The following is a 24,677-nucleotide window of genomic DNA, read 5'->3' as shown; positions in this document are numbered from 1 at the left end:
CACCGACGAAGAAGGACCCCATGGCCAGCACGCCGGCACCTCGTCCGGGCGGACACCCCGCCGACAGCCACGACCTCGTCCGGGTGCGCGGCGCACGCGTCAACAACCTCAAGGACGTCTCGCTCGACATCCCCAAACGGCGGCTCACCGTGTTCACCGGGGTCTCGGGCTCCGGCAAGAGCTCGCTCGTGTTCGACACGATCGCCGCCGAGTCGCAGCGGATGATCAACGAGACCTACTCCGCGTTCGTCCAGGGCTTCATGCCCCGGCTCGACCGGCCCGAGGTCGACACGCTCGACGGCCTGACCACCGCGATCATCGTCGGCCAGGAGCGCCTCGCCGCCAGCATCCGCTCCACGCTCGGCACGGTCAGCGACGTCAACGCCGTGCTGCGCATCCTGTTCAGCCGGTTCGGCACTCCGCACATCGGCTCGCCCCAGGCCTACTCCTTCAACGTGCCCTCCGCCACCGGCACCGGCGCCCTCACCGTGGACAAGGGAGATCGTACGCGGGCCGAGAAGGCGACCTTCACCATCGTCGGCGGCATGTGCCCCCGCTGCGAGGGGACCGGGTCCGTCTCGGACATCGACCTCACCGCGGTGATCGACGAGGACCTGTCGTTCACCGACGGTGCCGTCCTCGTCCCCGGCTACAAGGCCGACGGCTGGTACGCGAAGCTGTTCGGCGCGGTCATCCCGCTGGACGTGCCGATCAAGGACCTGTCGAAGAACCAGCGTCACGACCTGCTCTACGCCGAGCCGCGCAAGATCAGGGCCGAGGGCATGAACATCACGTACGAGGGGCTGATCCCCCGGATCGAGAAGTCGATGCTCAGCAAGGACCGCGACTCGCTGCAGCCGCACCTGCGCCGCTTCGTCGACCGGGCCGTCACGTTCGGCACCTGCCCCGAGTGCGCCGGCACCCGCCTGGCCGAGGGCGCCCGCACCTCGACGATCGACGGCGTCTCGATCGCCGACGCCTGCGCGATGCAGATCTCCGACCTCCTGGTGTGGACCCGCGGCCTCGAGCTGACCGGCGCCGGACCCCTGCTCGAGAACCTGGCGGACACGCTCGCCGCGTTCGTCGAGATCGGGCTCGGCTACCTCTCGCTCGACCGGCCCTCCGGGACGCTGTCCGGCGGCGAGGCGCAGCGCACGAAGATGATCCGGCACCTGGGCTCGGCCCTCACCGACGTCACCTACGTCTTCGACGAGCCGACGATCGGGCTGCACCCCCACGACATCCGGCAGATGAACGACCTGCTCGGGCGCCTGCGGGACAAGGGCAACACCGTCCTCGTCGTCGAGCACAAGCCGGAGACCGTCGCGGTGGCCGACCACGTCGTCGACATCGGCCCGCGGGCCGGCTCCGCCGGGGGAGAGGTCGTCTTCGAGGGCACGGTCGCGGAGCTCCGGGCGTCGGGCACCCTGACCGGTCGGCACCTCGACGACCGCGCACGCCTGAAGGACCCGGTCCGCAAGTCGAAGGGCAGCATGGAGATCCGCGGGGCGGACAGCCACAACCTGCGGTCGGTCGACGTCGACGTGCCGCTCGGCGTGCTCGTCGCCGTCACCGGCGTGGCCGGCTCGGGCAAGAGCTCGCTCGTCCACGGCTCGCTCGCCGGTCGCGAGGGTGTGGTCGTGGTGGACCAGAGCCCGATCAAGGGTTCGCGACGCTCCAACCCCGCCACCTTCACCGGCGCGCTCGAGCCCCTGCGCAAGGCCTTCGCCAAGGCCAACGGCGTCAAGCCCGCGCTGTTCAGCGCGAACTCCGAGGGCGCCTGCCCGGCCTGCAACGGCGCGGGCCTCATCTTCACGGAGCTGGGCTTCATGGACACCGTCTCGACCACCTGCGAGGAGTGCGGCGGCCGCCGCTACCGCCCGGAGGTCCTCGAGCTCACCCTCGGCGGCCACTCGATCGCCGACGTCCTGGAGATGCCGGTGGTGGCCGCCCTCGAGCTGCTCTCCGCCGGCGAGGCGAAGGTCCCGGCCGCGGCGAAGATCCTCGACCGGCTCGTCGGCGTCGGGCTCGGCTACCTCACCCTCGGACAGCCACTGACCACGCTCTCGGGCGGGGAGCGGCAGCGCCTCAAGCTGGCGGTCCGGATGGGGGAGCCGGCCGACGTCTACATCCTCGACGAGCCCACCACCGGGCTGCACCTGGCGGACGTCGAGCAGATGCTCGCGCTGCTCGACTCGCTCGTGGAGTCCGGACGGTCGGTCGTCGTCATCGAGCACCACCAGGCCGTGATGGCGCACGCCGACTGGATCATCGACCTCGGCCCCGGGGCCGGGCACGACGGTGGCCGAGTGGTCTTCGAGGGCACGCCGGCCGAGCTCGTGGCCGCGCGGTCCACCCTCACGGGCGAGCACCTTGCGGAGTACGTGGGCGCCTGAGCGCGGCGGGGCCGAGGCAAGGGGACGTGACGAGGCACGGAGGCGGACCCAGGCAGGCGCGCGGGAGCCCAGGACACGCGCATACCGCGGAATATTGACGACCGTCACGAGGACGCCGTACGCTGCCGGGGTCGTTGCAGTGCCGCACACGAACCTCCGGAGGTCCATCATGGATCGGTCCCCCCGACCCGCCCGCCGCACCGTCGTCCTCGGAGCAGGACTGACGTCCATGGCTCTGCTCGCCGCCTGCGGAGGCGGCAGCCTCGGCGGCGGCGACGACGACGAGGCAGGGGAGGACGGGGCCACCTCGATCACCGTCGGACTGTCCTACCCGCAGTCCGGCGTCTACGCGCCGCTCGGCGAGGACATCAACCAGGGTTTCCAGCTCTACCTCGACCAGAACGACGGTCAGCTCGGTGGGCTCGACGTCGAGCTCGTCACCGCGGACGAGGGGGAGGGGCCGCAGACCGGTGTGCCCGCCACCGAGCGGCTCGTCACGCAGGACGGGGCCGACGTGGTCGTGGGCATCGTCAGCTCCGCGGTCGCGCTCGGCCTCCAGGACGCGTTCATCCAGGCCGAGGTGCCGCTCATCCTCGCGAACGCCGGGGCGAACGACATCACCGCCGAGGGCTCCGACTACATCTGGCGCAGCTCCTACCGCAACGGCGACGTCAGCGGCGCCATCGGCGAGCACGTCGTCGAGGCCGTCGGGGACGGCTCCGTCTACCTCATCGCGGCGGACTACGCAGCCGGCCAGGAGCACGTCGCGGGCTTCCGGGAGGCCTTCGAGGCCGCCGGGGGCACCGTCGCGGGCGAGACCTACACGCCGTTCGGGACCACGAGCGACTTCCAGCCCTACCTCAGCGAGATCCAGGCGTCGGACGCATCGGCGGTGTTCGCCTTCTACGCGGGGGCCGAGGCCGCGAGCTTCGTCCAGCAGTACGACCAGTTCGGTCTCTCGGAGGACATCCAGCTCTACGGCAACGGCTTCATCGTCGAGGGCGACCTGCTCGAGGCGCAGGGCGAGTCCGCACTGGGGATCCAGACCTCGCTGCCGTACAGCGCCATGATCGACACCGAGCGGAACACCGAGTTCGTCGAGGCCTACGAGGAGGCGTACGGCGAGTACCCCACCATCTACGCCGTCTCCGCCTACGACGCCGCAGCGGCGGTCGACGCCGCCGCGGAGGCAGCCGAGAGCATCGACGGGCCCGGCATCGCCGCCGCGCTCGGTGAGATCGGCGAGATCGACAGCCCGCGCGGCCCGTGGAGCTTCGACGAGAACCACGACCCGCTGACCCCGTACTACATCCGTGAGGTCCAGGAGGTCGACGGCGAGCTGCGCAACGTGATCATCGCCGAGCTCGAGGGCTGAGGAACCGCGGCGTGCTCGACTGGTTCGCAGCCAACTTCACGACCCTGCTCAACGGCCTCGCGTTGGGCTCCGTCCTCTTCCTCATCGCGATCGGGCTCTCCCTGGTCTTCGGCACGATGGACGTGCTCAACCTCGCGCACGGTGCGATCTCGCTCGTGGGTGCCTACGTCGGCGTCGCCATGTTCGACGGACGCCCCTCGACCGGCACGTTCCTGCTCGCGGTCGTCGTCGCCGCGCTCGTCGGGTTCGCCGCCGGGGGACTCCTGGCGGCGATGACCGGGCCGGTGCGCAACCACCTGCGGCAGGCGCTGCTCACCCTGGGCATGGCCCTCATCGCAGCAGAGCTGCTGCGCGAGGTCTTCGGGTCGAACGTGCGCTCCGTCGCCTCGCCCGAGGCCCTCGCGGGATCCATCTCGCTGGGCGGCAGCCCGTACCCGGTCTACCGGCTGCTGATGATCGGCGTCGGCGCGGTGATCGCCGTCGCCCTGTACCTGGCCCTGGACCGCACCCGGGCGGGCGCGATCGTCCGCGCGACGGTCGCGGACCGCGGCATGGTCGAGTCCATCGGCATCCGCACCCGGGTCGTGCTCCTGCTGGTCTTCGGGGTCGGCGCGGCGCTGGCCACGGTGGGCGGGCTGCTGGCCGCGCCGATCCTCGGCGCCCAGCCGGGGCTCGACGACCAGATCCTCCTCCTCGCCCTCGTCATCGTGGTCATCGGCGGCCTGGGCTCGCTCGGCGGCGCCGTGCTGGGTGCGCTCATCGTCGGCCAGGTGCAGTCGATCGGCGTGGTTCTCGCCGGGGAGTTCGCCTCCTTCCTGCTCTTCGCCGCCATGGCGGCGGTCCTCCTGCTCAGGCCCCAGGGCCTGCTGCCCGCACGGACGGGGTCCCACGCATGACGACGACCGTCGAGACCGCCGAGGCCGTGCGCCCGAGCGCACCGACCAGGGCGCCCTCCCGCGCCTGGCTCGGCCGGCTGCTCATCGCCCTCGCCCTGCTGGCCCTGGCCCTCCTGCCGTTCTTCCTCGCCCCCTATCCGCTCGGCCTCGTCGCCAGGGCGCTGTCGTTCGCCCTGCTCGTGGTCAGCGTGGACATGCTCACCGGACTCATGGGCATGCCCTCACTGGGGCAGGTCGCCTACTTCGGCGCGGGTGCCTACGCCGCCGGCCTGGTCGGCAAGCATCTGACGACGAACGGGTTCATCCAGCTCGGGGTGGGTGTCGCCGTCGGGGCCGTGCTGGCCGCGGCGACGGGCGCCGTCGTCGTCCGCACGTCGGGAGTCTTCTTCCTCATGGTGACCCTCGCCGTCGGTGAGCTCGCGCACCGGGCGGCGGACACCGTGGCGGCTCTCGGGGGCTCCAACGGGCTCACCGGGATCCCCGCCGTCACGCTCGTCCCGGGCGGGGAGCCCCTCGTGCTGCAGGGATACGTGTACTGGTGGGTGCTCGGCGTCTTCCTGCTCGGCCTCGGCGCAGCGGTGCTCGTCTCCTCCTCACCGCTGGGCCGGTCGATGCGCGGCGTGCGCGACGGCGAGACGCGTCTGCGCGCCCTCGGTCAGTCGACCTACCCCACCAAGCTGATCGCGTACACGATCGCGGGCGGCATCGCCGGCGCGGCCGGCACGGCCTGGGTGGCCCAGACGCGGTTCATGTCGCCCGGCGACATGGGGTTCGACGTCTCGGCGTTCGCCCTCCTCGCGGTCGTCGTCGGAGGGGCGGGCGTCCTGTGGGGACCGGTCCTCGGTGCGGGCCTCGTCATCTTCGTGCGGGACTGGCTGGGCGGCTACTTCGACGGCCGGGGCACGCTCCTGCTCGGCATCGCCTTCGTCGCCGCCGTGTACCTGCTGCCCCGGGGCATCGCCGGGATCCGGGCCCGGTGGCCCCTGGGACTGCTGCCCGACCGACAACGATCCACGACGAGGGGACGGGGGACCGAGCAGTGAGCCCACCCACCGACGCCGCGATCCTGCGCACGCACGACCTCACGCTGCGCTACGGCTCGCTGACGGCCGTCGACTCCGTGACGCTCGAGATCGCGCGCGGCGCCCGCCACGCCCTCATCGGCCCGAACGGGGCCGGCAAGTCCAGCCTCTTCGCCGTGCTCGCGGGCCGCACCCGCGCGACGTCGGGCACCGTGCACCTCGAGGGGCAGGACATCACCCAGCTCGGCGAGGCGCGCCGCGCCCGCGCCGGACTGGTCCGGACGTTCCAGCACTCGAGCCTGTTCCTCGGGATGAGCGTGCTCGACAACGTGTGGGCCGCCGTCGAACGCTCCTCTGGTTCTCCCGTGCGGGCGTGGCCGAGCCCGCGCCGCGACCGCGCGATCCGCGACGCCGCGATGACGCACCTGGAGAACGTCGGCCTCGCCGACCGGCACGCCGCCCTGTGCGGGGCGCTCTCCCACGGCGAACGCCGTCAGGTGGAGGTCGCGATGGTGCTCGCCTGCGACCCGCGGCTCATCCTCCTCGACGAGCCGACGGCAGGCATGTCGGTCGCGGAGACCGAGCTCTTCGCCTCCCTCGTGGAGTCCCTGCCGCGCACCGTGACCGTCGTCGTCGTCGAGCACGACCTCGACGTCGTCTTCCGGCTCGCCGAGCGGGTGAGCGTGCTCGCCGCCGGGCGCCTCATCGCGGACGGATCGCCGGAGGCCGTGCGGGCGGACGACGCGGTGCAGGAGGCCTACCTCGGCCGGTCCGCGGGCACCGAGCTGTTCGAGGTGTCCTCGTGACCGCGCCGCCGCTGCTCGAGGTGAGCGCTCTGGTCTCCGGGTACGACGGCAGCCGGGTCCTGCAGGGCATCGACCTCGCCGTGACGGCGGGGGAGTCGGTCGCCGTGCTGGGCCGCAACGGCGCCGGCAAGACGACCCTCATCGAGACGATGATGGGGCTCGTGCGAGCGAGCGCGGGCACGGTCCGGATCGACGGGAGGGACGTCACCCACCGCCCGACCAGCGCCCGGTCGCGGGCGGGACTGGCGATCGTGCCGCAGGGCCGGCGGGTGTTCGCGCCGCTGACCGTGCACGAGACGCTGCAGATCTCCCACCGGCGGTCGGGCGACTGGACCCCCGAGCGGGTCTACGAGCTCATGCCGCGACTCGCCGAACGTCGGACGAACCTCGGCTCGCAGCTCTCGGGCGGCGAGCAGCAGATGCTCGCCATCGGACGGGCCCTGCTGGGCTCCCCCCGCGTCCTGCTGCTCGACGAGCCCTCGGACGGGCTCGCGCCTGCCGTCGTCGACCAGGTGCGGGAGATCCTCGAGGGCCTGACCTCCGGCGGTCTAGCGACGGTCGTCGTCGAGCAGGACCTTCGCCTGGCGTTCGCCGTCGCGGACCGGGTCGCGGTCATGCGCAAGGGAGTCGTCGTGCACGAGAGCACCGTGGCGGAGTTCCGGCGCGACGAGGCGGCCGCGCGGAGCCTCCTCGGGGTGGGCTGATGGCGACGACGCGCGGTACCGGCTCAGGGGCCGGACATGCGGGCGGGACCCGCGCGGGCGCCGGTTCCGGGAGCGGGGCCGGCGCCGGCGGCGGCGGCCACGACGGCAGGCTCGCCCCGCTCATCCTCACGATCTTCGGCCTGTACGCGCGGCGCGAGGACAACTGGATCTCGGTGGCCTCGGTCGTGTCGCTGATGGCCGATCTCGACGTCGACGGGCTCGCGGTACGGTCCTCGATCTCGCGGCTCAAGCGACGCGGCGTGCTGCGGAGCGAGCGGCGCGGGGGCGCCGCCGGGTACGCCCTGAGCGAGGACGCGCTCGGGCTCGTCGCCGAGGGTGACCGGCGCATCTTCGACCGGCGTCGGGCCACCGAGGAGGACGGGTGGCTGCTCGTGGTGTTCTCGGTACCGGAGTCGCACCGGGCGCGTCGCCACGAGCTGAGGTCGCACCTCACCCGGCTCGGCCTGGGCACGATCGCCCCCGGCTTCTGGGTGGCGCCGGCCAACCTCGAGGACGAGGTACGGCACACCCTCGAGCGGCACGGCCTGCACACCTACGTCAACCTGTTCCGCGGGGAGCACCTCGCCTACGGCGACCTGCGGGAGCGGGTGGCCCGGTGGTGGGAGCTGGGCGAGCTGGGTGCCCTGTACTCGGAGTTCCTCGCGCGCCACGACCAGGACCGCGTGCTCGCCGAGTCCGGACGGTCGTCCGCCCGCGACCACTTCCGCGCCTACGTCCCGATGCTCACGCGATGGCGGCGGCTGCCGTACCGCGATCCCGGCCTGCCGCTCACCCTGCTGCCGGAGAACTGGCCGGGGGAGTCGGCCAGGGCCCTGTTCGAGAGGCTGGACGCCGTCATGCGCCCGCGCGCCGAGGAGCACGCGCTGAGCGTCATCCACGATCCCCGCCGGGGCGAGCCCGGCTGAGGGCACACCGGAGGCGGGGCGGGCGAGGCACGTCGTCCGAGACCAGGGCTCCGGGCTCCGGGACCACTGTCCCGTCCCGGGCTCCTCCTCAGCCGTCCGCCGCGCGAGAGCCCAGCGCGGCGACGACGTCCTCGGGCCACGGCCTGGCGGACGGCGAGCCGACCGGCACGTGGGCCACGACGACGATGCCGCTGGCCGCGCGGGCCCGCGGCTGGTCACGGAACGGCTCGCCCCACACCTCGAACCGGTACGTCATCGACGTGCGTCCCATCCGCTCGACCGTCACCACCGTGGTGGTGGGCTGGTCGAAGTAGAGCTTGGCCTCGAAGTCGATCTCCTGCCGCACCCGGGGGGTGACCCCGAAGTAGTCGGTCAGCCCGTGGTCGCGGACGAGCGCGGCCTCGGCGGCCTCGAACAGCCGCATGACGGTGCTGTTGTGGTAGTGCCCGGAGGCGTCGGTCTCCGCCCAGGCCACGGTCCGTTCGTAGCTGATCGACGCTCCCACCGTTCCTCCTTCTCCTCGGCGACCCGCGCGGGCGCTCACGCGCGGCTCGGCGACCTCGGCGCCCATCGTCGGTGGGTCCCGGCGTCGCTGTCCTGGTCGCGCAGCAGCGACAGCCGCGGACGGACGGCGTCGGTCCGCGCGGTCGGCGGCCTGCGGCGCCCGGCCCGGAACTGCGGCGGCCAGGTGACCGCCGGCCCGGTGTACTCCTGCTCGGCCGCGGCGTGGAGCGTCCACTGCGGGTCGTAGAGATGCGTCCGACCCAGCGCGCACAGGTCGGCACGGCCGGCGAGCAGGATGGAGTTCACGTCGTCGTAGGAGGAGATCGCGCCCACCGCGATGACGGTGGCGCCCGCCGGCGCCGCCACCTCGTTGCGGATGCGGTCCGCGAACGGCGTCTGGTAGCTGCGCCCGAACCGCGGCCGCTCCTCCTTGGCCACCTGGCCGCTGGAGACGTCGATCCCGTCCACGCCGTGCGCGATCAGCGCCCGGGCGATCGTGACGGCGTCGTCGTCGGTGTTGCCGTCCGGCAGCCAGTCGACGGCGGAGATGCGCGCGAGCAGCGGACGGTCGGCGGGCCAGGCGCTGCGGACCGCGTCGACGACCTCGAGCGGGTAGCGCAGCCGGTTCTCGAGGCTGCCGCCGTAGGAGTCGGTGCGTCGGTTCGACACCGGGGAGAGGAACGAGGACAGGAGGTAGCCGTGGGCGAGGTGGACCTCGACGAGGTCGAACCCGGCCTCGGCGGCTCGGCGCGTCGCCGCGACGAAGTCCTCGCGGATCTCGTCCATCTCGGCGCGGGTGATCTCCCGGGGGGCGGCGTTGCCCGGGCCGTACGGGATCGGGGAGGGGGCCACGGTCTCCCAGTTGTGCGACTCGAGCGGCTCGTCGATGCCCTCCCACATCAGCCGGGTCGAGCCCTTGCGGCCGGAGTGGCCCAGCTGCACGCCGATCGCGGCCCGGCTGTGCGCGTGCACGTAGTCGACGACCCGCCCCCACGCGTCACGCTGGGCGTCCGTGTAGAGCCCGGTGCACCCGGGCGTGATCCGTCCGTCCGCCGAGGTGCAGACCATCTCCGTCATCACGAGGCCGGCCCCGCCCATGGCCTTCGACCCGAGGTGGACGAGGTGGAGGTCCTGGGGCACGCCGTCGACGGCGGAGTACATGTCCATCGCCGAGACGACGATCCGGTTGCGCAGCTCGAGGGACCCGATGCGGTGGGGCTGGAACATGGCCGGCACGACCTCCGTCGCCCCGACCCGCTCGGCGAACGCCGCGTCGATCCGGTGCGCGAAGTCCGGGTCGCGGAGCTCGAGGTTGGCCTGGGTGATGCGCCGGGAGCGGGTGAGCAGGTTGAAGGCGAACTGGTCCGGGTCCTGCCCGACGTACCGGTGGATCGACTCGAACCAGCCGCGCGAGGCCTCGGCGGCCCGCTGCGTGGACTCCACGACCGGGCGCCGCTCCTCCTCGTACGCGGCGAGCGCGGTGGGGAGGTCGGCGTTCTCGTGCAGGCACGCGGCCAGCGCGAGGGAGTCCTCCATCGCCAGCTTGGTGCCGGAGCCGATGGAGAAGTGTGCGGTGTGCGCGGCGTCCCCCAGGAGGATGACGTTCTCGTGCCGCCAGGACTCGTTGCGCACGGTGGGGAAGCTGATCCACCTGGAGTTGTTGGCGAGCACCTGGTGGCCGCCGAGGTCCTCGCCGAAGATCTCCCGGATCCGGGCGATCGCGTGCTCGTCGCTCTCGCCCGGCTTCAGGACGGCGTCCTCGGTCACGTCGAAGCCTGCTCGGCGCCACGTGGTCTCGTCCATCTCGACGATGAAGGTCGAGCGGTCCGCGGAGTAGGGGTAGCCGTGGATCTGCATGACGCCCCACGGCGTCTCCCTGATGATGAACGTGAACGCCTCGAAGACCTTGTCGGTGCCCAACCAGATGAACTTCGAGCGGCCCGTGTGCACGTCCGGACCGAACGAGGAGGTGTAGCGCCCACGGACCGCCGAGTTCACGCCGTCGGCCGCGAGCACGAGGTCGTTGGCCGCGGCGAGCTCCGCCACGTCCGGCGCCGTCGTGCTGAAGCGGACGTCGACGTCGAGGTCCGCGCACCGCTGCTGCAGGAGCCGGAGCAGCTCCTTGCGCCCCATCGCCGCGAAGCCCTGTCCGCCGACGGTGACGACCTCGCCGCGGTAGTGCACGTCGATGTCGCTCCAGTGGGCGAACTGGCTGGTCATCGCCGCCGCCACCGTGGGGTCGGCATTCTCGATCCCGCCCAGGGTCTCGTCGGAGAAGACGACGCCGAACCCGAACGTGTCGTCCGCCCGGTTCCGCTCGTAGACGACGACCTCGTGAGCGGCGTCGAGCTGCTTCATCAGGGCCGCGAAGTACAGTCCTCCGGGCCCACCGCCGATCACGGCGATCTTCATGGCTGACGTCCTTTCGGGGCGAGGATCAGGAACCGGAGACGGGGGCGGACGCGGGCGACGCAGGGCGCGCCGCCTGCTCCGCCAGCTCCTGGCGCAGACGGAAGTGCTGGAGCTTGCCGCTCGGGTTGCGCGGCAGGACGTCGACGAACCGCACGTCGCGCGGGTACTTGTACGGCGCGATCGTCTGCTTGACGAAGTCCTGGAGCTCACGGCGCTTGCCGTCGTCGCCGACCACACCCTCGCGCAGGACGACGAACGCGCACACCACCGTGCCGCGCGCCTCGTCGGGGCGCCCGACCACCGCGGACTCCAGGACGTCGTCGTGCCGGGAGAGCGCCGTCTCGACCTCCGGCCCGGCGATGTTGTAGCCGGAGCTGACGATCATGTCGTCCCGACGCGCCTGGTAGTGGAAGTAGCCGTCGGCGTCGCGGGAGAAGGTGTCACCGGTGACGTTCCACCCGTTGACCACGTACGCGGCCTGGCGCGGGTCGTCGAGGTAGCGGCAGCCGGTCGGGCCGATGACGGCCAGCCGGCCAGCGACGTCGGGACCGACCTCGTGACCGTCGTCGTCGAGGATCGTGGCCCGGTACCCGGGGACGGGGCGGCCGGTGGCTCCCGGCCGGATCTCCCCGACCGGGGAGGAGACGAAGATGTGCAGGAGCTCGGTCGAGCCGATGCCGTCGATCACCTCGAGCCCGGTGCGCCGCCGCATCTCCTCCCAGTCCGGGGCCGGCAGGTGCTCGCCGGCCGAGACGGCGGTGCGCACCCCGGCCAGGAGGTCCTCCCGCCCCTCGCGCAGGATCGCGCGGTAGGCCGTGGGGGCGCTGAAGATGACGGTCGCGCCGGACGCCCGGACGTGCTCCGCGAACTCCAGCGGGGCCGCCTTCTCCAGGAGCAGGGACGAGGCGCCGAAGCGCAGGGGGAACACGACGAGCGCACCGAGCCCGAAGGTGAAGGCGAACGGGGCCGTGGCGGTGAACAGGTCCTCGGGCTCCGGCCGCAGGACGTGGCGGCCGAACGTCTCCGCGTTGGCCAGGATGTCGCGGTGGAAGTGCATCGTGATCTTCGGGACGCCCGTCGTGCCCGAGGTGGGACCGAGCAGGGCGACGTCGTCCGCCGCCGTCTGGACGGCGTCGAACACGCCGTCCTTCGCCGCGCACCTGACGGTGAGGTCCTCCGGCCCGTCGCCCCCGTACCGGAGCACCGCGACGTCCGCGCCCGAGCGGGCGACGGCCGTGTCGAGATCCTCCGCGAAGCGCTCGTCGACGAGCGCGACCGAGGGCCGCGTCGCCTCGATGAGCTGGCCGATCTCCGCGGCGCGCAGCGCGTGCATGGTGGTGACGACGACGCCTCCCGCCTTGAGGACCCCGAGCCATGCAGCCACGGTCCACGGGTTGTTCGGTGAGCGCAGGACGACCCGGTTGCCCGGGACGACGCCGAGGTCCTCGGTCAGCACCTGGGCGACCTGGTCGGACCGGAGCCGCAGCTCGCCGTAGGTCCACGTCTCGCCGGCGGGTGTGCGCAGGGCGACCCGGTCCGGGCCCCATCGCTCGACCTGCCGGTCGAGGAGCTCGACGGCCGCGTTGAGTCGGTCGGGGAACTGCAGCTCGGGCAGGGTGAACTCGAAGGTCGGCCACAGCTCGCGGGGCGGGAGGTGGTCGCGCGCAAAGGTGTCGACGTGCGACGACGGGGTCAGGTCCATCCGTGCAGGGTCCTCTCAGAGGGGAGGGGCAAGGGGTGGCGCCGTCGCCGACCCTCGACCCGGGTGGGTCAGTCGGCAGGTGGGCGGACGAGGGCCTCCTGCACGACGGTCGCGACGAGCCGGCCGTCGCGGTCGAAGAAGCGTCCGGTGGCGAGGCCGCGCCCGTCCTGTGCGGAGACGGCCTCCTGGGCGTACAGGAGCCAGTCGTCGACGCGCGCGGCCCGGTGGAACCACATCGCGTGGTCGAGGCTCGCCGTGACGAGCCCGGGCTCCGCCCACGGGAGCCCGGCCGCCCTGAGGATCGGCTCGATGATCGTGTAGTCGCAGACGTAGGCGAGGGCGGCGCGGTGGAGGAGGTCGTCGTCCGGCAGGGTCTCGAACGCGCGGACCCACACGGCCTGGTGCCGCGTGCGTCCGCCCTCCACCTCGAGGTAGACGGGGCCGGGGACGTGGCGCATGTCGAAGCTGCGCCCTCGGCTCCAGTACTCCTTCGCCTCGGCGGTCATCGAGCCCGCGGCGGGCGTGCCCGGCTCGACCGGTGCCAGCACGTCGGCGGACGACGGCAGGGTCTCGGGCCCCGAGACGTCCGGGGGTGCCGGCGCGGCGACCTCCGGGCCCGCCGCCAGGACCTGGAAGGACGCCATCATGAGGAAGGCGACCTTGCCCGCCTGGATGCCGCGCACCTGCCGGGTGGAGAAGCCCCGGCCGTCGCGGGTGCGGTCGACCTCGTACCGGACGGGTCGGCCGATCTCGACGGGACGCATGAAGTAGCCGTGCATCGAGTGCAGCACGCGGCCCGGGTCGACGGACCGCATGGCGGCGAGCGACGCCTGCGCGACCATGTCCCCGCCGTACGCCTTGGGCCACGGGCACGGACCCGTCACCGCGGTCCAGGCCTCGTCGGCGCCCTCGCGCTCGGCGGCCGTCAGCTCCAGGGCGCCGAGCAGCACCGAGCTCGTCGCGCCCGTCATGGTCGGCGGTACCCCTGAAGCGACTCGTCCGGCACCTCGTCGAGGTTGATGACGATGTTGTCGGGCGTCCGTGCGGTGAGCCAGACCAGGTCCTCGGTGATCGACATGTTCGCCTCGACGTGCGGCATGTAGGGCGGGACGAACACCCAGTCGCCGGCGGTCATGTCGAGGAACTCCCGGTAGCCCTCGCCGAAGTAGATGCGGCCGTGCCCGCGCAGCACGTAGCCGCCGGTCTCGGCCTCACCGTGGTGGTGCGGGGGAGAGCGGTAGCCGGGCGCGTTCGACACCTGACCGAACCAGATCCTCGTGGCCGGGGTGTGCTGCGGCCCGACGCCGGAGACCCGGACGGCGTCGCCGGACTGCATCGTCGCGGTGTCCTCCTCACCGGCGCGGGTGACGACGGGGACGACGTCGGGACCGACCGTCGGGGCGGCATCCGTGGGTTCCGGAGATGTCATGGGTGTCCTTCCGGGTGAGACCAGCGACAGCGATGGGCTCGATCGGCATATCGTCAATCTGCCGACCGTCACGTATGCTCAATATAGCACCGGGTCCCAGCACGCGGAAGAACCCGGTCCCACCCGCTACGTGAAGGAGCAGCACATGGCCCGCCGCCGCACCGTGAACCCCTCGTCCATGGCCGACCCCTCCGGCTACGCGCACGGCATCGAGGCGGACGGCGTCGTCTACCTCGGTGGTCAGACCGCACTCGACAAGGACGGTCGGATCGTCCCGGGAGGGGTCGTCGAGCAGTTCCGCCAGGCCTTCTCGAACGTGCTCACCACGCTCGCCGAGGCCGGCGGGTCGCCCGCGGACCTCACCTCGGTCCGGCTCTACCTCACCGACGTCGACGACTACATGGCCAACGGCCGCGAGATCGGACGGATCTGGCGCGAGATGGCAGGCCGCGACTACCCGGCGATGGCCGGGCTCGGCGTCACGCGCCTGTGGCAGAAGGAGGCCGTCATCGAGATCGAGGCGGTCGCCCACCTGGGCTCGGGCAGCGACGACTGAGCGAGGCCGCGGGCCGATGCCGGAGCGGACCTCGGCCCCGCCGCGGGGCTGAGCCCGGCCGCGGGCCGGCGCGGATGCGGGCCGGCTACATCTCCTCGTGCGTGTCGGGGTCCCCGTCGAACAGGCGTCCGTCCGCGACCTCGAGCGCGCTGACGGCCTCGACCTCGTCCGGCGTGAGCGAGAAGGACCCTACGTCGAGGTTCGCCCGCTGACGCTCGGCGTGCATCGACTTCGGGATCGGCATGACGCCGCGCTCGAGGTGCCAGCGCAGGATGACCTGGGCGGCGGTGACCCCGTGCGTGTGCGCGGCCCGCTCGACGGGCTCCGCGTCGTAGGGCGCCGACGCCTTGCCGAGCGGGCTCCAGGCCTGCGTGAGGATGCCGAGCTCGCGGTGCACGTCGAGCATCCGTCGCTGGGGGAGCAGCGGGTGGCACTCGATCTGGTTGAGCACCGGCGCCTCCCCGGTCGCCGCGACGATCTCCCGCAGGTGCGCCTCGGTGTAGTTGCTCGTGCCCACGTGGTCGACGAGACCGCGCTCGCGGCACTCGAGCAGCGCCTCGTAGGCCTCGACGTAGCGGCCGACGGACGGGTTGGGCCAGTGGACGAGCATGACGTCGAGCCGGTCCAGGCCGAGCCGCTCGAGCGATCCCTCGACGGCGGCGATCGCCTTGTCACGCTCGTGCGCGCGACCGGGGATCTTGCTGGCGACCATGACCTCCGCGCGCGGCACGGAGCTGCGCGAGAGAGCCTCGCCGACCTCGGTCTCGTTGCGGTAGTTGACCGCCGTGTCGACGTAGCGGTACCCGAGGTCGAGGGCGCCCGCGATCGCGGCGATCCCGGCCTCGCCGTCGACGGACGCGGTGCCGAGGCCGACGGCGGGGACGGCGGTTCCGTCCGGGAAGGAGAACATGTCCTCGACGCTACGGGTCCCCGGCGTGTGTGGCGAGCCGGGCTCGAACTGTCGGCGGTCCCGCGCATGCAGGAGATCAGGGCTCAGAACTAGATCAGTGCATGACATGTCACGACGCGCCGTCCTCTGGAATCTAGGCTGAGACCCGGATCAAACGCCACTGACGCACGATCGTGCCGTGCTTCGCGCGGTGGCGCCGCCCCGCCGCCCGGCACGAGGACGGCCGCGGAGGATGACGCTGTTCGCCTGGTCCCGGGCCTGCCGACTTATTTTTTAGTTGAGCGAAACCCCTTGTGCTCACGCTCACGGCCTGGTCTACTCCCTTCATCCACGGTCGACGGGCGCCCTGCCCGGACGGGGGAGAGCACCCCTGGTCGGCCGTGGTGCCCCGGGGGTCGTGAGGCGGAGCTGCCGCCGTCCCCGGGGGCCGCGCGTCGCACCGATGCGGCGCGTCAGGTGTGCGATCTCAAGAGGGGGAATCGTGACCAGACGATCAACCGGTAGCCGTTGGCTACCTCGAGCTGCGGGCGCGCTGCTCGCCGGCGTCCTCGTGGCGCCGATGACGCTCAGCGCCGCGAGCGCGAATCCGGATCACCCACCGAGCGATCCGGCCGACCCGCCCCCGGCGGCGCCGGTGCAGGAGGGTGACACCGACTGGAACGACTACGAGCGGATCCTGCTCTCGAAGGACACCGGCGAGCCGATCGACCTGGCTGTGCTCCCGGACTCGCGCGTGCTGCACACCGCGCGCGACGGCGTCGTGCGGCTCACCGACCCGGACACCGGGACGACGAACGAGATCGCACAGCTCGACGTCTACGCCAACTCCGAGGACGGGCTCCAGGGCATCTCGCTCGACCCGAACTTCGAGGAGAACAACCTCGTCTACATGGTCTACGCGCCGCGCGTGATGGACGGCGTCTCGCCGTCGGGCCTCCCGTACCCGGAGACCACGCCGCAGGGCAGTGCTCCCGAGCAGATCGAGGGCTCGGACTCGCTCGAGGAGTGGGAGCAGTGGCTCGGCTACAACGTGCTCTCCCGCTTCGTGTTCGACCCCGAGGCGGGCACGCTCGACCTGGACTCCGAGGAGGAGATCATCCGGATCGAGGCCCAGCGCGGTCAGTGCTGCCACGTCGGCGCCGACATGGCCTGGGACAGCGACGGCAACCTCTACCTGTCCACCGGTGACAACACGCCGGCAGGAACGCCGGGGGCCAACGGGTACACCCCGATCAACAACGCCTCCGGGATGAACCCCGGGCTCGACGCGCGTCGCGGCGCCGGCAGCACGAACGACCTGCGCGGCGCGATCCTGCGGATCGATCCCCTCGAGGAGATCGCCGCGGACGCCGAGGTCGGCCCGGGCACGACGTACGAGATCCCCGAGGGAAACCTGTTCGACACTGGCGAGTACGACCCGGACCTCGTGCGCGAGGAGATCTACGCGATGGGTCTGCGCAACCCGTTCCGGATCGACTACGACCTGGAGACCGACACCCTGATCTGGGCGGACTACGGTCCTGACGCCGGTTCCGCCAGCGACGAGCGCGGCCCGATGGGCTTCGTCGAGTGGCAGATGACCAGCGAACCGCTCAACGGCGGCTGGCCGTACTGCCACGGCCCCAACGACGGTGGCGCGTACAACGAGTGGGACTTCGAGACCAGCACGCCCGGCGAGTTCTTCGACTGCGACGCGGGCCCGGTGAACAACTCGACCTGGAACACGGGTCTGGAGCAGCTCCCGCCGGTGACCGAGCCGCAGATCTGGTACGGCGACAACCCGGGCGACCAGCCCGCGGAGTGGGACGCCCTCGTCACCCTCGGCGGTGGCGGCCAGGCCCCGATGGGTGGCCCGGTCTACCGCTACGACGAGACCAGCGAGTCGACGATCGCGTTCCCCGAGGAGTGGGACGGCACGCCGTTCCTGGCGGAGTTCTCGCAGGACTACGTCGTGTCCTTCGGGGTCGACGAGCTCGGCTCGAACGGCTCGGTCACGAGCATCTCCGACTTCCTGCCGAACGCCCACCTGGAGACCGCCAACATGCCGGTCTGGAACGGTGTGATGGACATGGAGTTCGGACCGGACGGCGCGCTGTACGTCCTGGACTACGGCGACGGCTTCTTCCGGCAGAACCCGGGCGCCGGCCTGTACCGCGTGGACTACGCGCCGGACAACAAGACGCCGCAGGCACGCTTCACCGCCGACCCGGTCGCCAGCAGCGAGGCTCCGCTCGACGTGGCCTTCGACGCCTCGGAGTCGCGTGACCCCGAGGGCGGTGACCTGACCTACGAGTGGGACTTCGACGGCGACGGCGAGTTCGACGCCGAGGGCGTCCAGGTCACGCACACGTTCGCCGAGCTCGGACAGGTCCACGTCACCCTGAGGGTGACGGACCCCGAGGGCAAGGTCGGTCTGGCCAACACCCCGATCACCGTCGGCAACACCGCGCCGGAGGTCTCGCTGTCCGTGCCGGACGGCGCGATCTTCGACTGGGGCGACGACATCCCGATGAGCGTCTCGGTGACCGACGCCGAGGACGGCGACACGCCGGAGTGCGGCCGCGTCGCATGGACGTTCGGTCTGGGCCACAACGAGCACGCCCACCCGGAGGTCAGCGGCAACGGCTGCGACTTCACCATCGAGACGAACGAGTCCGCCGTCGAGCACGGTGAGGGCGAGAAGATCTACGGCACCCTCGTGGTGACGTACACCGACGAGCCCCAGGGCGAGGTCCCGGCCACCACCGGCGAGGCCACGCTCATCACCAAGCCCGAGGTCCAGCAGGGCGAGTGGTACAACTCCCAGGAGGGCATCGAGGTCGCGAACGACCCCGGCGCCAGCGCGGGCTCCTACGTCACCTCGTTCGACGAGGGCGACCACATCGCGTTCCAGCCGATCGCGTTCACCCACGCAGCGACGGGCGAGCCGATCGACACCGTCGCAGCACAGGCGTCCGGCGAGGGCACCCTGGCACTGCGCTGGAACGACGTCGCGGCCGACCCGTTCGCCGAGATCGAGATCTCCGGCGGCGACGGCTGGCAGGAGGTGGCCACGACGCTCGAGACGATCCCTGAGGGCTCCGGCACCGTCTACGTCACCTCAACCGGTGGCGTCGACCTCGACTTCCTCCACTTCACGGCGTCCGGCGGGGGCGAGGAGCCCGCACCGGAGCCGCCGGTCTGCGAGGACCCGGACGCGGAGATCTCGGCTGACGACGAGTTCGACGGAACGGTCGTCGACACGTGCCGGTGGGACATCATCAACTACGACCCCGAGCTCGCCACGGTCGCGGACGGTGCCTACAACGTCACCACCACCGACGCCGACTTCTACGCCGGCGACAACTCGCCCGTGCCGAACATCCTGCAGAACCGGGTGCTCACGGGGGACCAGTGGACGGTCGAGACGACGTTCAGCGCCGACCTGGGCAGCGCCTACCAGCAGGGCGGGATCATCGTCTACGGGGACGAGGACAACTACGTCAAGCTCGACCCCGTCTACGCCACCAACGGCAGCGACACCCCGCTGCGGGTCGAGCTCCGCAGCGAGGTGGGCGGCGAGATCCAGAACCCGCAGGACGACCTCACCGACCTGCCACTGTCCGACGAGTACCACGTCCGGCTCACCCGGGACGGAGACACCTTCACGGGTGCCTTCTCGACCGACGGTGAGACCTGGCAGGACTTGCCCAGCGCGGTGACCAACGACCAGGTCGGCGACGCCGGCCCGGGCATCTATGCCCTCGGTGCGCAGCAGGCGGAGCCCACGACCGTGAGCTTCGACCACTTCCGGGTGGTCGGCGACGACCCGGAGCCCCCGGTCTGCGAGCCTGTCGAGGTCGAGGAGGGCTACACCCCGCTCTTCGACGGGACCCAGGCGAGCCTGGACGCCTGGAACATGGCCGGCCCCGGCAGCTTCGAGCTGCAGGAGGACTGCACCGCCCTCACCACGGGCGGGATGGGCCTCCTGTGGTTCCCCGAGGAGTTCGACGCCTACAGCCTCCGGCTGGACTGGATGATGGCGGGCGACGACAACTCGGGCGTGTTCGTCGGGTTCCCGGAGCCCGGTGACGACCCGTGGGTCGCCGTGAACGAGGGCTACGAGATCCAGATCGACGCCACCGACGAGCCCGACCGCACCACCGGCGCGATCTACACGTTCCAGGGCGCCGACGAGGCGGCCAGGGACGAGGCGCTCAACCCGCCGGGGGAGTGGAACGCGTACGAGATCGTCGTCGACGACCCGATGATCGAGGTCTACCTCAACGACGTCCTCATCAACGAGTTCGAGTCGACCGACCCGGCACGTGACCTCAGCTCCGGCTACATCGGGCTGCAGAACCACGGTGACGGCGACGACGTCTCGTTCCGCAACGTCCGTATCGCCGAGCTGGACGACGAGGAGCCGCCGGTGGAGCCGGAGCCTGTTCCGCCGACGCCGGGTCGTGGGTTCTACCTCAACGACGGGTGGGGGATCTGGGCGGACCACGAGTTCAGCTTCGGTCGCCCGGGTGACGAGGTCCTGGTCGGTGACTGGGACGGCGACGGGTCGGACACGCTCGCGGTGCGCCGCGGGAACGCGTACTTCCTGTCCAACAACCTCTACGGGGGTAACGCGGACGTGGAGCTGACCTTTGGTCGCGCGTCGGACACGGTGCTGGTGGGTGACTGGGACGGCGACGGCAGCGATTCGTTCGCGGTGCGTCGCGGGAACAGCTACTTCCTCACGAACTCGCTCTCTGGTGGGAATGCGGAGGCCGAGCTGGACTACGGCCGCGCGGACGACCAGGTCCTGGTCGGTGACTACGACGCGGACGGTGCGGACTCGTTCGCGGTGCGTCGTGGGAACACCTACTACGTCTCCAACAGCCTGAACTCGGGCTGGGCGGATGCGGAGTTCGACTACGGACAGGCGTCCGACGACGTGCTGGTGGGGGACTGGGACGGTGACGGGGCGGACACGTTCGCCTCGCGTCGCGGGAACCTGTACCTGGTGTCGAACTCGCTGACTGGTGGGTGGGCCGACATCGAGGTCCGCTACGGCCGGGCCGGCGATGAGGTCTTCGTCGGTGACTGGAACGGCGACGGCTCCGACACCCTCGGAGTCCGCCGCTGACCAGCAACCTGATGCCGATCATCGGCGAGTGAGCGGACTTCCGCTCCACCACTGAGCGGACTTCTGCTCACCAACGGGCGGGCCTCGCACCCTGATGGGTGCGGGGCCCGCCCTTCGCCGTCGTCATAGTCGGCGTCGGCTCGGTTAGTGCGGTGAGGCAGTCGGATAACGACCGAGGCAGTCGACCCAGGGGACTGCCTCGATGGCTACCTGATTGACTCGGCAACGACGCCACGGCACTGGCGGGGGAGAGGCGTCGACCGAGACCTGGCACACCACTTCTTTTTTGCCTGAGCGAAACCCCTGTTGCTTTGGTCTTCATGGTGATTGGATGGACAGACCCGCGGCGGAGCGGCGCCTCGACCCGAGGACGGGAAGGTGCGTGCGCTGCGCCGCGGACCGGCCGAGGGGCGTGAGGCGGAGTGGCCGCCGCCCTCGGGCACAGGTGCCGTGACGGTACGGCCAGACAGGTATGCGAGCTCAAGGAGGAATCGTGACCAGACGAGGACCAGGTAGCCGTTGGCTACCCCGAGCGGTGGGAGCAGCGTTCGCCAGCGCACTCGTGCTGCCGATGGCGCTCAGCGCGGCGAGTGCCTCGCCCGCCGAGCCCGAGCCGGCGGACGCCCCCGCGCAGGCCGAGCACGAGTTGATCCCGGTGGAGGATGTGTCGATCCAGATGTTCTCGCTGATCCCGTGGGTGGGGGATGCGGGTCTGGAGCCGGTGCTGGGGCGCCTGTCGGAGATCGGTTTCGAGAACATCGAGCCGTTCGGTGGCACCTTCGGTGACTACACGGCAGAGGAGTTCCGTGAGCTGACGGACGGTCTGGGTCTGAACGTTCCCTCGTCGCACTACAACACAGACGAGGACACCTTCGACGAGACGCTGGAGTTCGTCGAGACCGTGGGGCAGGAGTACGTCGGGTCCGGTGGGTTCGCCTCTCCCGGCATCGACTCCTACGAGGACACTCTGGCGACGGCTGAGGCGATGAACCGTCTCGGGCAGCGGTCGGTCGAGGCCGGGGTCGGGAAGTTCTTCGGGCACAACCACGACGGCGAGTTCACCACCACCTACACGCACAACGGCGTGGAGATGTCGGCCTGGGAGATCCTCGTCGCCGAGACCAACCCCGAGTATGTGACGTTCGAGCTCGACATCGCATGGGCCGCCCACGCGGGCATCGACGTTGCCGACCTGATCGAGGAGCACGGGGAACGCATCGAGCTCCTGCACATCAAGGACGCCACCAACGTCGCAGGTGAGGGTCGCCCGACGTTCACCAACCTCGGTGAGGGAGAGGTCGACCTGCCGGGCATCATCGCTGCCGCGCAGGAGCACGCGCCCGTGGCGTACTACGTGCTCGAGTACGACATGGCACCCGAGGGCGAGGACTTCGTGACCACCGGGTTCGAGTACCTCACCGGCCAGGAAGCCGGCGAGCCCGCACCGCCCGAGCCTGAGCTGATTCCGGTGGAGGATGTGTCGATCCAGATGTTCTCGCTGACCCCGTGGGTGGGCGATGTGGGCCTGGAGCCGGTGCTGGGACGCCTGGCCGAGATCGGTTTCGAGAACATCGAGCCTTTCGGTGGCACCTTCGGTGACTACACGGCAGAGGAGTTCCGTGAGCTCACGGACGGCCTGGGTCTGAGCGTGCCGTCGTCGCACTACAACACCGACGAGGCGTCCTTCGACGAGACGCTCGAGTTCGTCGAGACCGTGGGTCAGGAGTACGTCGGCTCGGGCGGGTTCGCCTCCCCGGGCATCGACTCCTACGAGGACACCCTGGCCACGGCTGAGGCGATGAACCGACTCGGTCAGCGCTCGGTGGACGCCGGGGTCGGCAAGTTCTTCGGGCACAACCACGACGGCGAGTTCACCACCACCTACGAGCACGACGGTGTGGAGATGTCGGCCTGGGAGATCCTGGTCGCCGAGACCGACCCGGAGCTCGTGACGTTCGAGCTCGACGTGGCCTGGGCCGCGCATGCCGGCGTCGATGTTCCGGCGCTGATCGAGGAGCACGGGGACCGCATCGAGCTCCTGCACATCAAGGACGCCACCAACGTCGGCGGCGAGGGCCGTCCGACGTTCACCAACCTCGGTGAGGGAGAGGTCGACCTGCCGGGCATCATCGCTGCCGCGCAGGAGCACGCGCCCGTGGCGTACTACGTGCTCGAGTACGACGTGGCGGCCGACGGCGAGGACTTCGTGACCACCGGGTTCGAGTACCTCACCGGCCAGGAAGCCGGCCAGCCCGAACCCCCGGTGGAGCCGGAGCCGGTGCCGCCGACGCCGGGTCGCGGGTTCTACCTCAACGACGGCTGGGACATCTGGGCGGACCACGAGTTCTCCTTCGGTCGTCCCGGTGACGACGTCCTCGTCGGTGACTGGGACGGTGACGGGTCCGACACGCTTGCGGTCCGCCGCGGGAACGCCTACTACCTGTCGAACAACCTCTACGGCGGGAACGCGGACGTCGAGCTGACCTACGGACGGGCCTCCGACGAGGTCCTGGTCGGCGACTGGGACGGCGACGGCGTCGACACCTTCGCGGTGCGTCGCGGCAACGCCTACTTCCTGTCCAACAGCCTCACCTCGGGCTGGGCCGAGACCGAGCTGAACTACGGCCGCTCGGGCGACACGGTCCTGGTCGGCGACTGGAACGCTGACGGCGTCGACACCTTCGCGGTGCGTCGCGGCAACAGCTACTTCCTGTCCAACAGCCTCACCTCGGGCTGGGCGGACGCCGAGCTCGACTACGGCCACGCCTCGGACGAGGTGTACGTCGGTGACTGGGACGGCAACGGCACGGACACGTTCGCCGTGCGTCGCGCGAACTCGTTCTTCGTCAACAACTCGCTGACGTCGACGAACGCCGACATCGAGCTCGACTACGGTCGGGCCTCCGACGAGGTCTTCGTCGGTGACTGGAACGGCGACGGCGTCGACACCCTGGGTGTGCGCCGCTGATCCATCAGCACGGCCGTGGGGCCCGTCGAGCATCAGCTCGGCGGGCCCCACGTCGTTCTCAGTGCCATGTCGTGGTCGGCTCCCGGCTCACGGACGACCCTCAGCACCGCTCTCGGCGCAGCACCCCACGATCCGATAATGTACATTATGTCATTCTGGCCTCTGCGTATTGCATCAGATGAATCACCGGGGTCCCCCGCTCGGCAGCCGGTGCACCTCGCCGGCTGTACACGTCTGACCTGCATGAACGCTGCTTGCGACGCGCTTCGGCTGGTGGATGCGACTCGTCGCGGAACTCCGGCAGTTGTCTGGTGGAGCTCCGATGGCTGGCCCTTGACCTGCAGGAGCATCCGAGTAGTCTCAACAGATGCATCATTGAATCACTAGGTGTAACCACCGATCGGGGGTGTTGTGATGCAGGTGGATGGCGCGGGTCGGGTCCAGCTGGTGCCGGCGCTGCCGGTGCTGCGGCCCGAGGAGCGCGTGTTCGAGCTGATGCTGGACGGCTGGCGGAATCAGCAGCTCTCGCGCAACCTGCAGTTCGCCACGATCGATCAGCGTGTGCGGTGCGTGCGAAGGTTCGTCGCGCACATGAACGAGGAACCGTGGCGCTGGACGCAGGCGACGGTCGAGGAGTTCTCGGCCGACCTACGCACCGTCCGGCACGTCTCGCACTCCACGCTGCGCAGCTACCACTGCGCGTTGCGCGCGTTCACGAGCTACGTGTGCAACCCGGACTACGGCTGGGACCGGGTCTGCGAGGAGTACTTCGGTACCCACCCGGCGCAGGTTTTCTTCGACTGGAACACCGCTCCTCACGTCCAGGAGGGGCGTGTCAGATGGTTTGTGTAAGGGGTGGGGTCAGCGTTCGAAGGAGAACATGCTGTGACCATGACCAAGGAGAGTCCGGAGCGTGCGGAACGCAGACGGCGGCAGAAGGAGATCGCGGACGGTC

The 24,677-nt window shown here is 70.9% G+C and carries 17 protein-coding genes; 11 read left to right on the top strand and 6 right to left on the bottom strand.

Annotated features, from left to right (window positions below; all coding sequences use genetic code 11):
- Positions 1-20 precede the first annotated feature (20 nt).
- The 7 genes from ACPYO4_RS11830 (at position 21) to ACPYO4_RS11800 (ending at position 8,125) form a co-directional block, all read left to right on the top strand.
- Positions 21-2,396, top strand: a complete 2,376-nt coding sequence (locus ACPYO4_RS11830; RefSeq protein ID WP_425709445.1) for an ATP-binding cassette domain-containing protein — start codon at positions 21-23, stop codon at positions 2,394-2,396.
- Positions 2,397-2,565: 169 nt separating this feature from the next.
- Entirely contained in the window at positions 2,566-3,771 is a 1,206-nt protein-coding gene (locus ACPYO4_RS11825) for an ABC transporter substrate-binding protein (protein ID WP_425709444.1), read from the top strand.
- An 11-nt stretch (positions 3,772-3,782) separates the two neighbouring features.
- The gene (locus ACPYO4_RS11820) at positions 3,783-4,667 is read left to right on the top strand and encodes a branched-chain amino acid ABC transporter permease (protein WP_425709443.1); all 885 of its coding nucleotides are present in this window, start codon (positions 3,783-3,785) and stop codon (positions 4,665-4,667) included.
- Positions 4,664-5,710, top strand: coding sequence for a branched-chain amino acid ABC transporter permease (locus ACPYO4_RS11815; RefSeq protein WP_425709442.1), 1,047 nt, complete (start codon positions 4,664-4,666; stop codon positions 5,708-5,710). The genes ACPYO4_RS11820 and ACPYO4_RS11815 overlap by 4 nt, the downstream gene beginning before the upstream one ends.
- On the top strand, positions 5,707-6,495 hold the full coding sequence (locus ACPYO4_RS11810; protein ID WP_425709441.1) for an ABC transporter ATP-binding protein: 789 nt from the start codon (positions 5,707-5,709) through the stop codon (positions 6,493-6,495). The genes ACPYO4_RS11815 and ACPYO4_RS11810 overlap by 4 nt, the downstream gene beginning before the upstream one ends.
- On the top strand, positions 6,492-7,199 hold the full coding sequence (locus tag ACPYO4_RS11805) for an ABC transporter ATP-binding protein (RefSeq protein WP_425709440.1): 708 nt from the start codon (positions 6,492-6,494) through the stop codon (positions 7,197-7,199). Before ACPYO4_RS11810 ends, ACPYO4_RS11805 begins: the two co-directional genes overlap by 4 nt.
- Positions 7,199-8,125, top strand: a complete 927-nt coding sequence (locus ACPYO4_RS11800; protein ID WP_425709439.1) for a PaaX family transcriptional regulator C-terminal domain-containing protein — start codon at positions 7,199-7,201, stop codon at positions 8,123-8,125. Before ACPYO4_RS11805 ends, ACPYO4_RS11800 begins: the two co-directional genes overlap by 1 nt.
- Before the next feature lie 88 nt (positions 8,126-8,213).
- Here the strand turns inward: ACPYO4_RS11800 and ACPYO4_RS11795 are convergent, their stop codons facing one another.
- From ACPYO4_RS11795 to ACPYO4_RS11775, 5 genes are all read right to left on the bottom strand, one after another.
- Positions 8,214-8,630 (bottom strand): acyl-CoA thioesterase, encoded by a 417-nt coding sequence (locus tag ACPYO4_RS11795; protein WP_425709438.1) that lies wholly within the window; start codon positions 8,628-8,630, stop codon positions 8,214-8,216.
- A gap of 35 nt (positions 8,631-8,665) precedes the next feature.
- Positions 8,666-11,041: a bifunctional salicylyl-CoA 5-hydroxylase/oxidoreductase gene (locus ACPYO4_RS11790; protein WP_425709437.1), complete on the bottom strand. Its 2,376-nt coding sequence runs from the start codon at positions 11,039-11,041 to the stop codon at positions 8,666-8,668.
- A gap of 25 nt (positions 11,042-11,066) precedes the next feature.
- Positions 11,067-12,743 carry an AMP-binding protein gene (locus tag ACPYO4_RS11785; RefSeq protein ID WP_425709436.1) on the bottom strand — a complete coding sequence of 559 codons (1,677 nt, stop codon included), beginning with the start codon at positions 12,741-12,743 and terminating at the stop codon, positions 11,067-11,069.
- A 68-nt stretch (positions 12,744-12,811) separates the two neighbouring features.
- Positions 12,812-13,714, bottom strand: a complete 903-nt coding sequence (locus tag ACPYO4_RS11780) for an acyl-CoA thioesterase (protein WP_425709435.1) — start codon at positions 13,712-13,714, stop codon at positions 12,812-12,814.
- A complete protein-coding gene (locus tag ACPYO4_RS11775) occupies positions 13,711-14,172 on the bottom strand; it encodes a cupin domain-containing protein (RefSeq protein ID WP_425709434.1) in 462 nt (153 codons plus the stop codon). Before ACPYO4_RS11775 ends, ACPYO4_RS11780 begins: the two co-directional genes overlap by 4 nt.
- A 145-nt stretch (positions 14,173-14,317) precedes the next feature.
- On the opposite strand from ACPYO4_RS11775, the gene ACPYO4_RS11770 reads away from it, so the two are divergent.
- Positions 14,318-14,728, top strand: coding sequence for a RidA family protein (locus ACPYO4_RS11770; RefSeq protein WP_425709433.1), 411 nt, complete (start codon positions 14,318-14,320; stop codon positions 14,726-14,728).
- Between the two features lie 85 nt (positions 14,729-14,813).
- Here the strand turns inward: ACPYO4_RS11770 and ACPYO4_RS11765 are convergent, their stop codons facing one another.
- Positions 14,814-15,638 carry an aldo/keto reductase gene (locus tag ACPYO4_RS11765; RefSeq protein WP_425709432.1) on the bottom strand — a complete coding sequence of 275 codons (825 nt, stop codon included), beginning with the start codon at positions 15,636-15,638 and terminating at the stop codon, positions 14,814-14,816.
- Between the two features lie 481 nt (positions 15,639-16,119).
- Here ACPYO4_RS11765 and ACPYO4_RS11760 point away from each other — a divergent pair, with 481 nt between their 5' ends.
- The 3 genes from ACPYO4_RS11760 (at position 16,120) to ACPYO4_RS11750 (ending at position 24,574) form a co-directional block, all read left to right on the top strand.
- Positions 16,120-20,754, top strand: a complete 4,635-nt coding sequence (locus ACPYO4_RS11760; RefSeq protein WP_425709431.1) for a family 16 glycoside hydrolase — start codon at positions 16,120-16,122, stop codon at positions 20,752-20,754.
- A gap of 535 nt (positions 20,755-21,289) precedes the next feature.
- The gene (locus ACPYO4_RS11755; RefSeq protein WP_425709430.1) at positions 21,290-23,722 is read left to right on the top strand and encodes a sugar phosphate isomerase/epimerase family protein; all 2,433 of its coding nucleotides are present in this window, start codon (positions 21,290-21,292) and stop codon (positions 23,720-23,722) included.
- 414 nt (positions 23,723-24,136) lie between these two features.
- Entirely contained in the window at positions 24,137-24,574 is a 438-nt protein-coding gene (locus ACPYO4_RS11750; protein WP_425709429.1) for a phage integrase N-terminal SAM-like domain-containing protein, read from the top strand.
- The last annotated feature ends 103 nt before the right edge of the window (positions 24,575-24,677 follow it).

Source organism: Georgenia sp. Z1491 (assembly GCF_049856175.1).
Taxonomy (GTDB): domain Bacteria; phylum Actinomycetota; class Actinomycetes; order Actinomycetales; family Actinomycetaceae; genus JB111.
The sequence above is the reverse complement of the archived record's forward strand: the minus strand, read 5'-3'. Positions and strand labels throughout refer to the sequence as shown.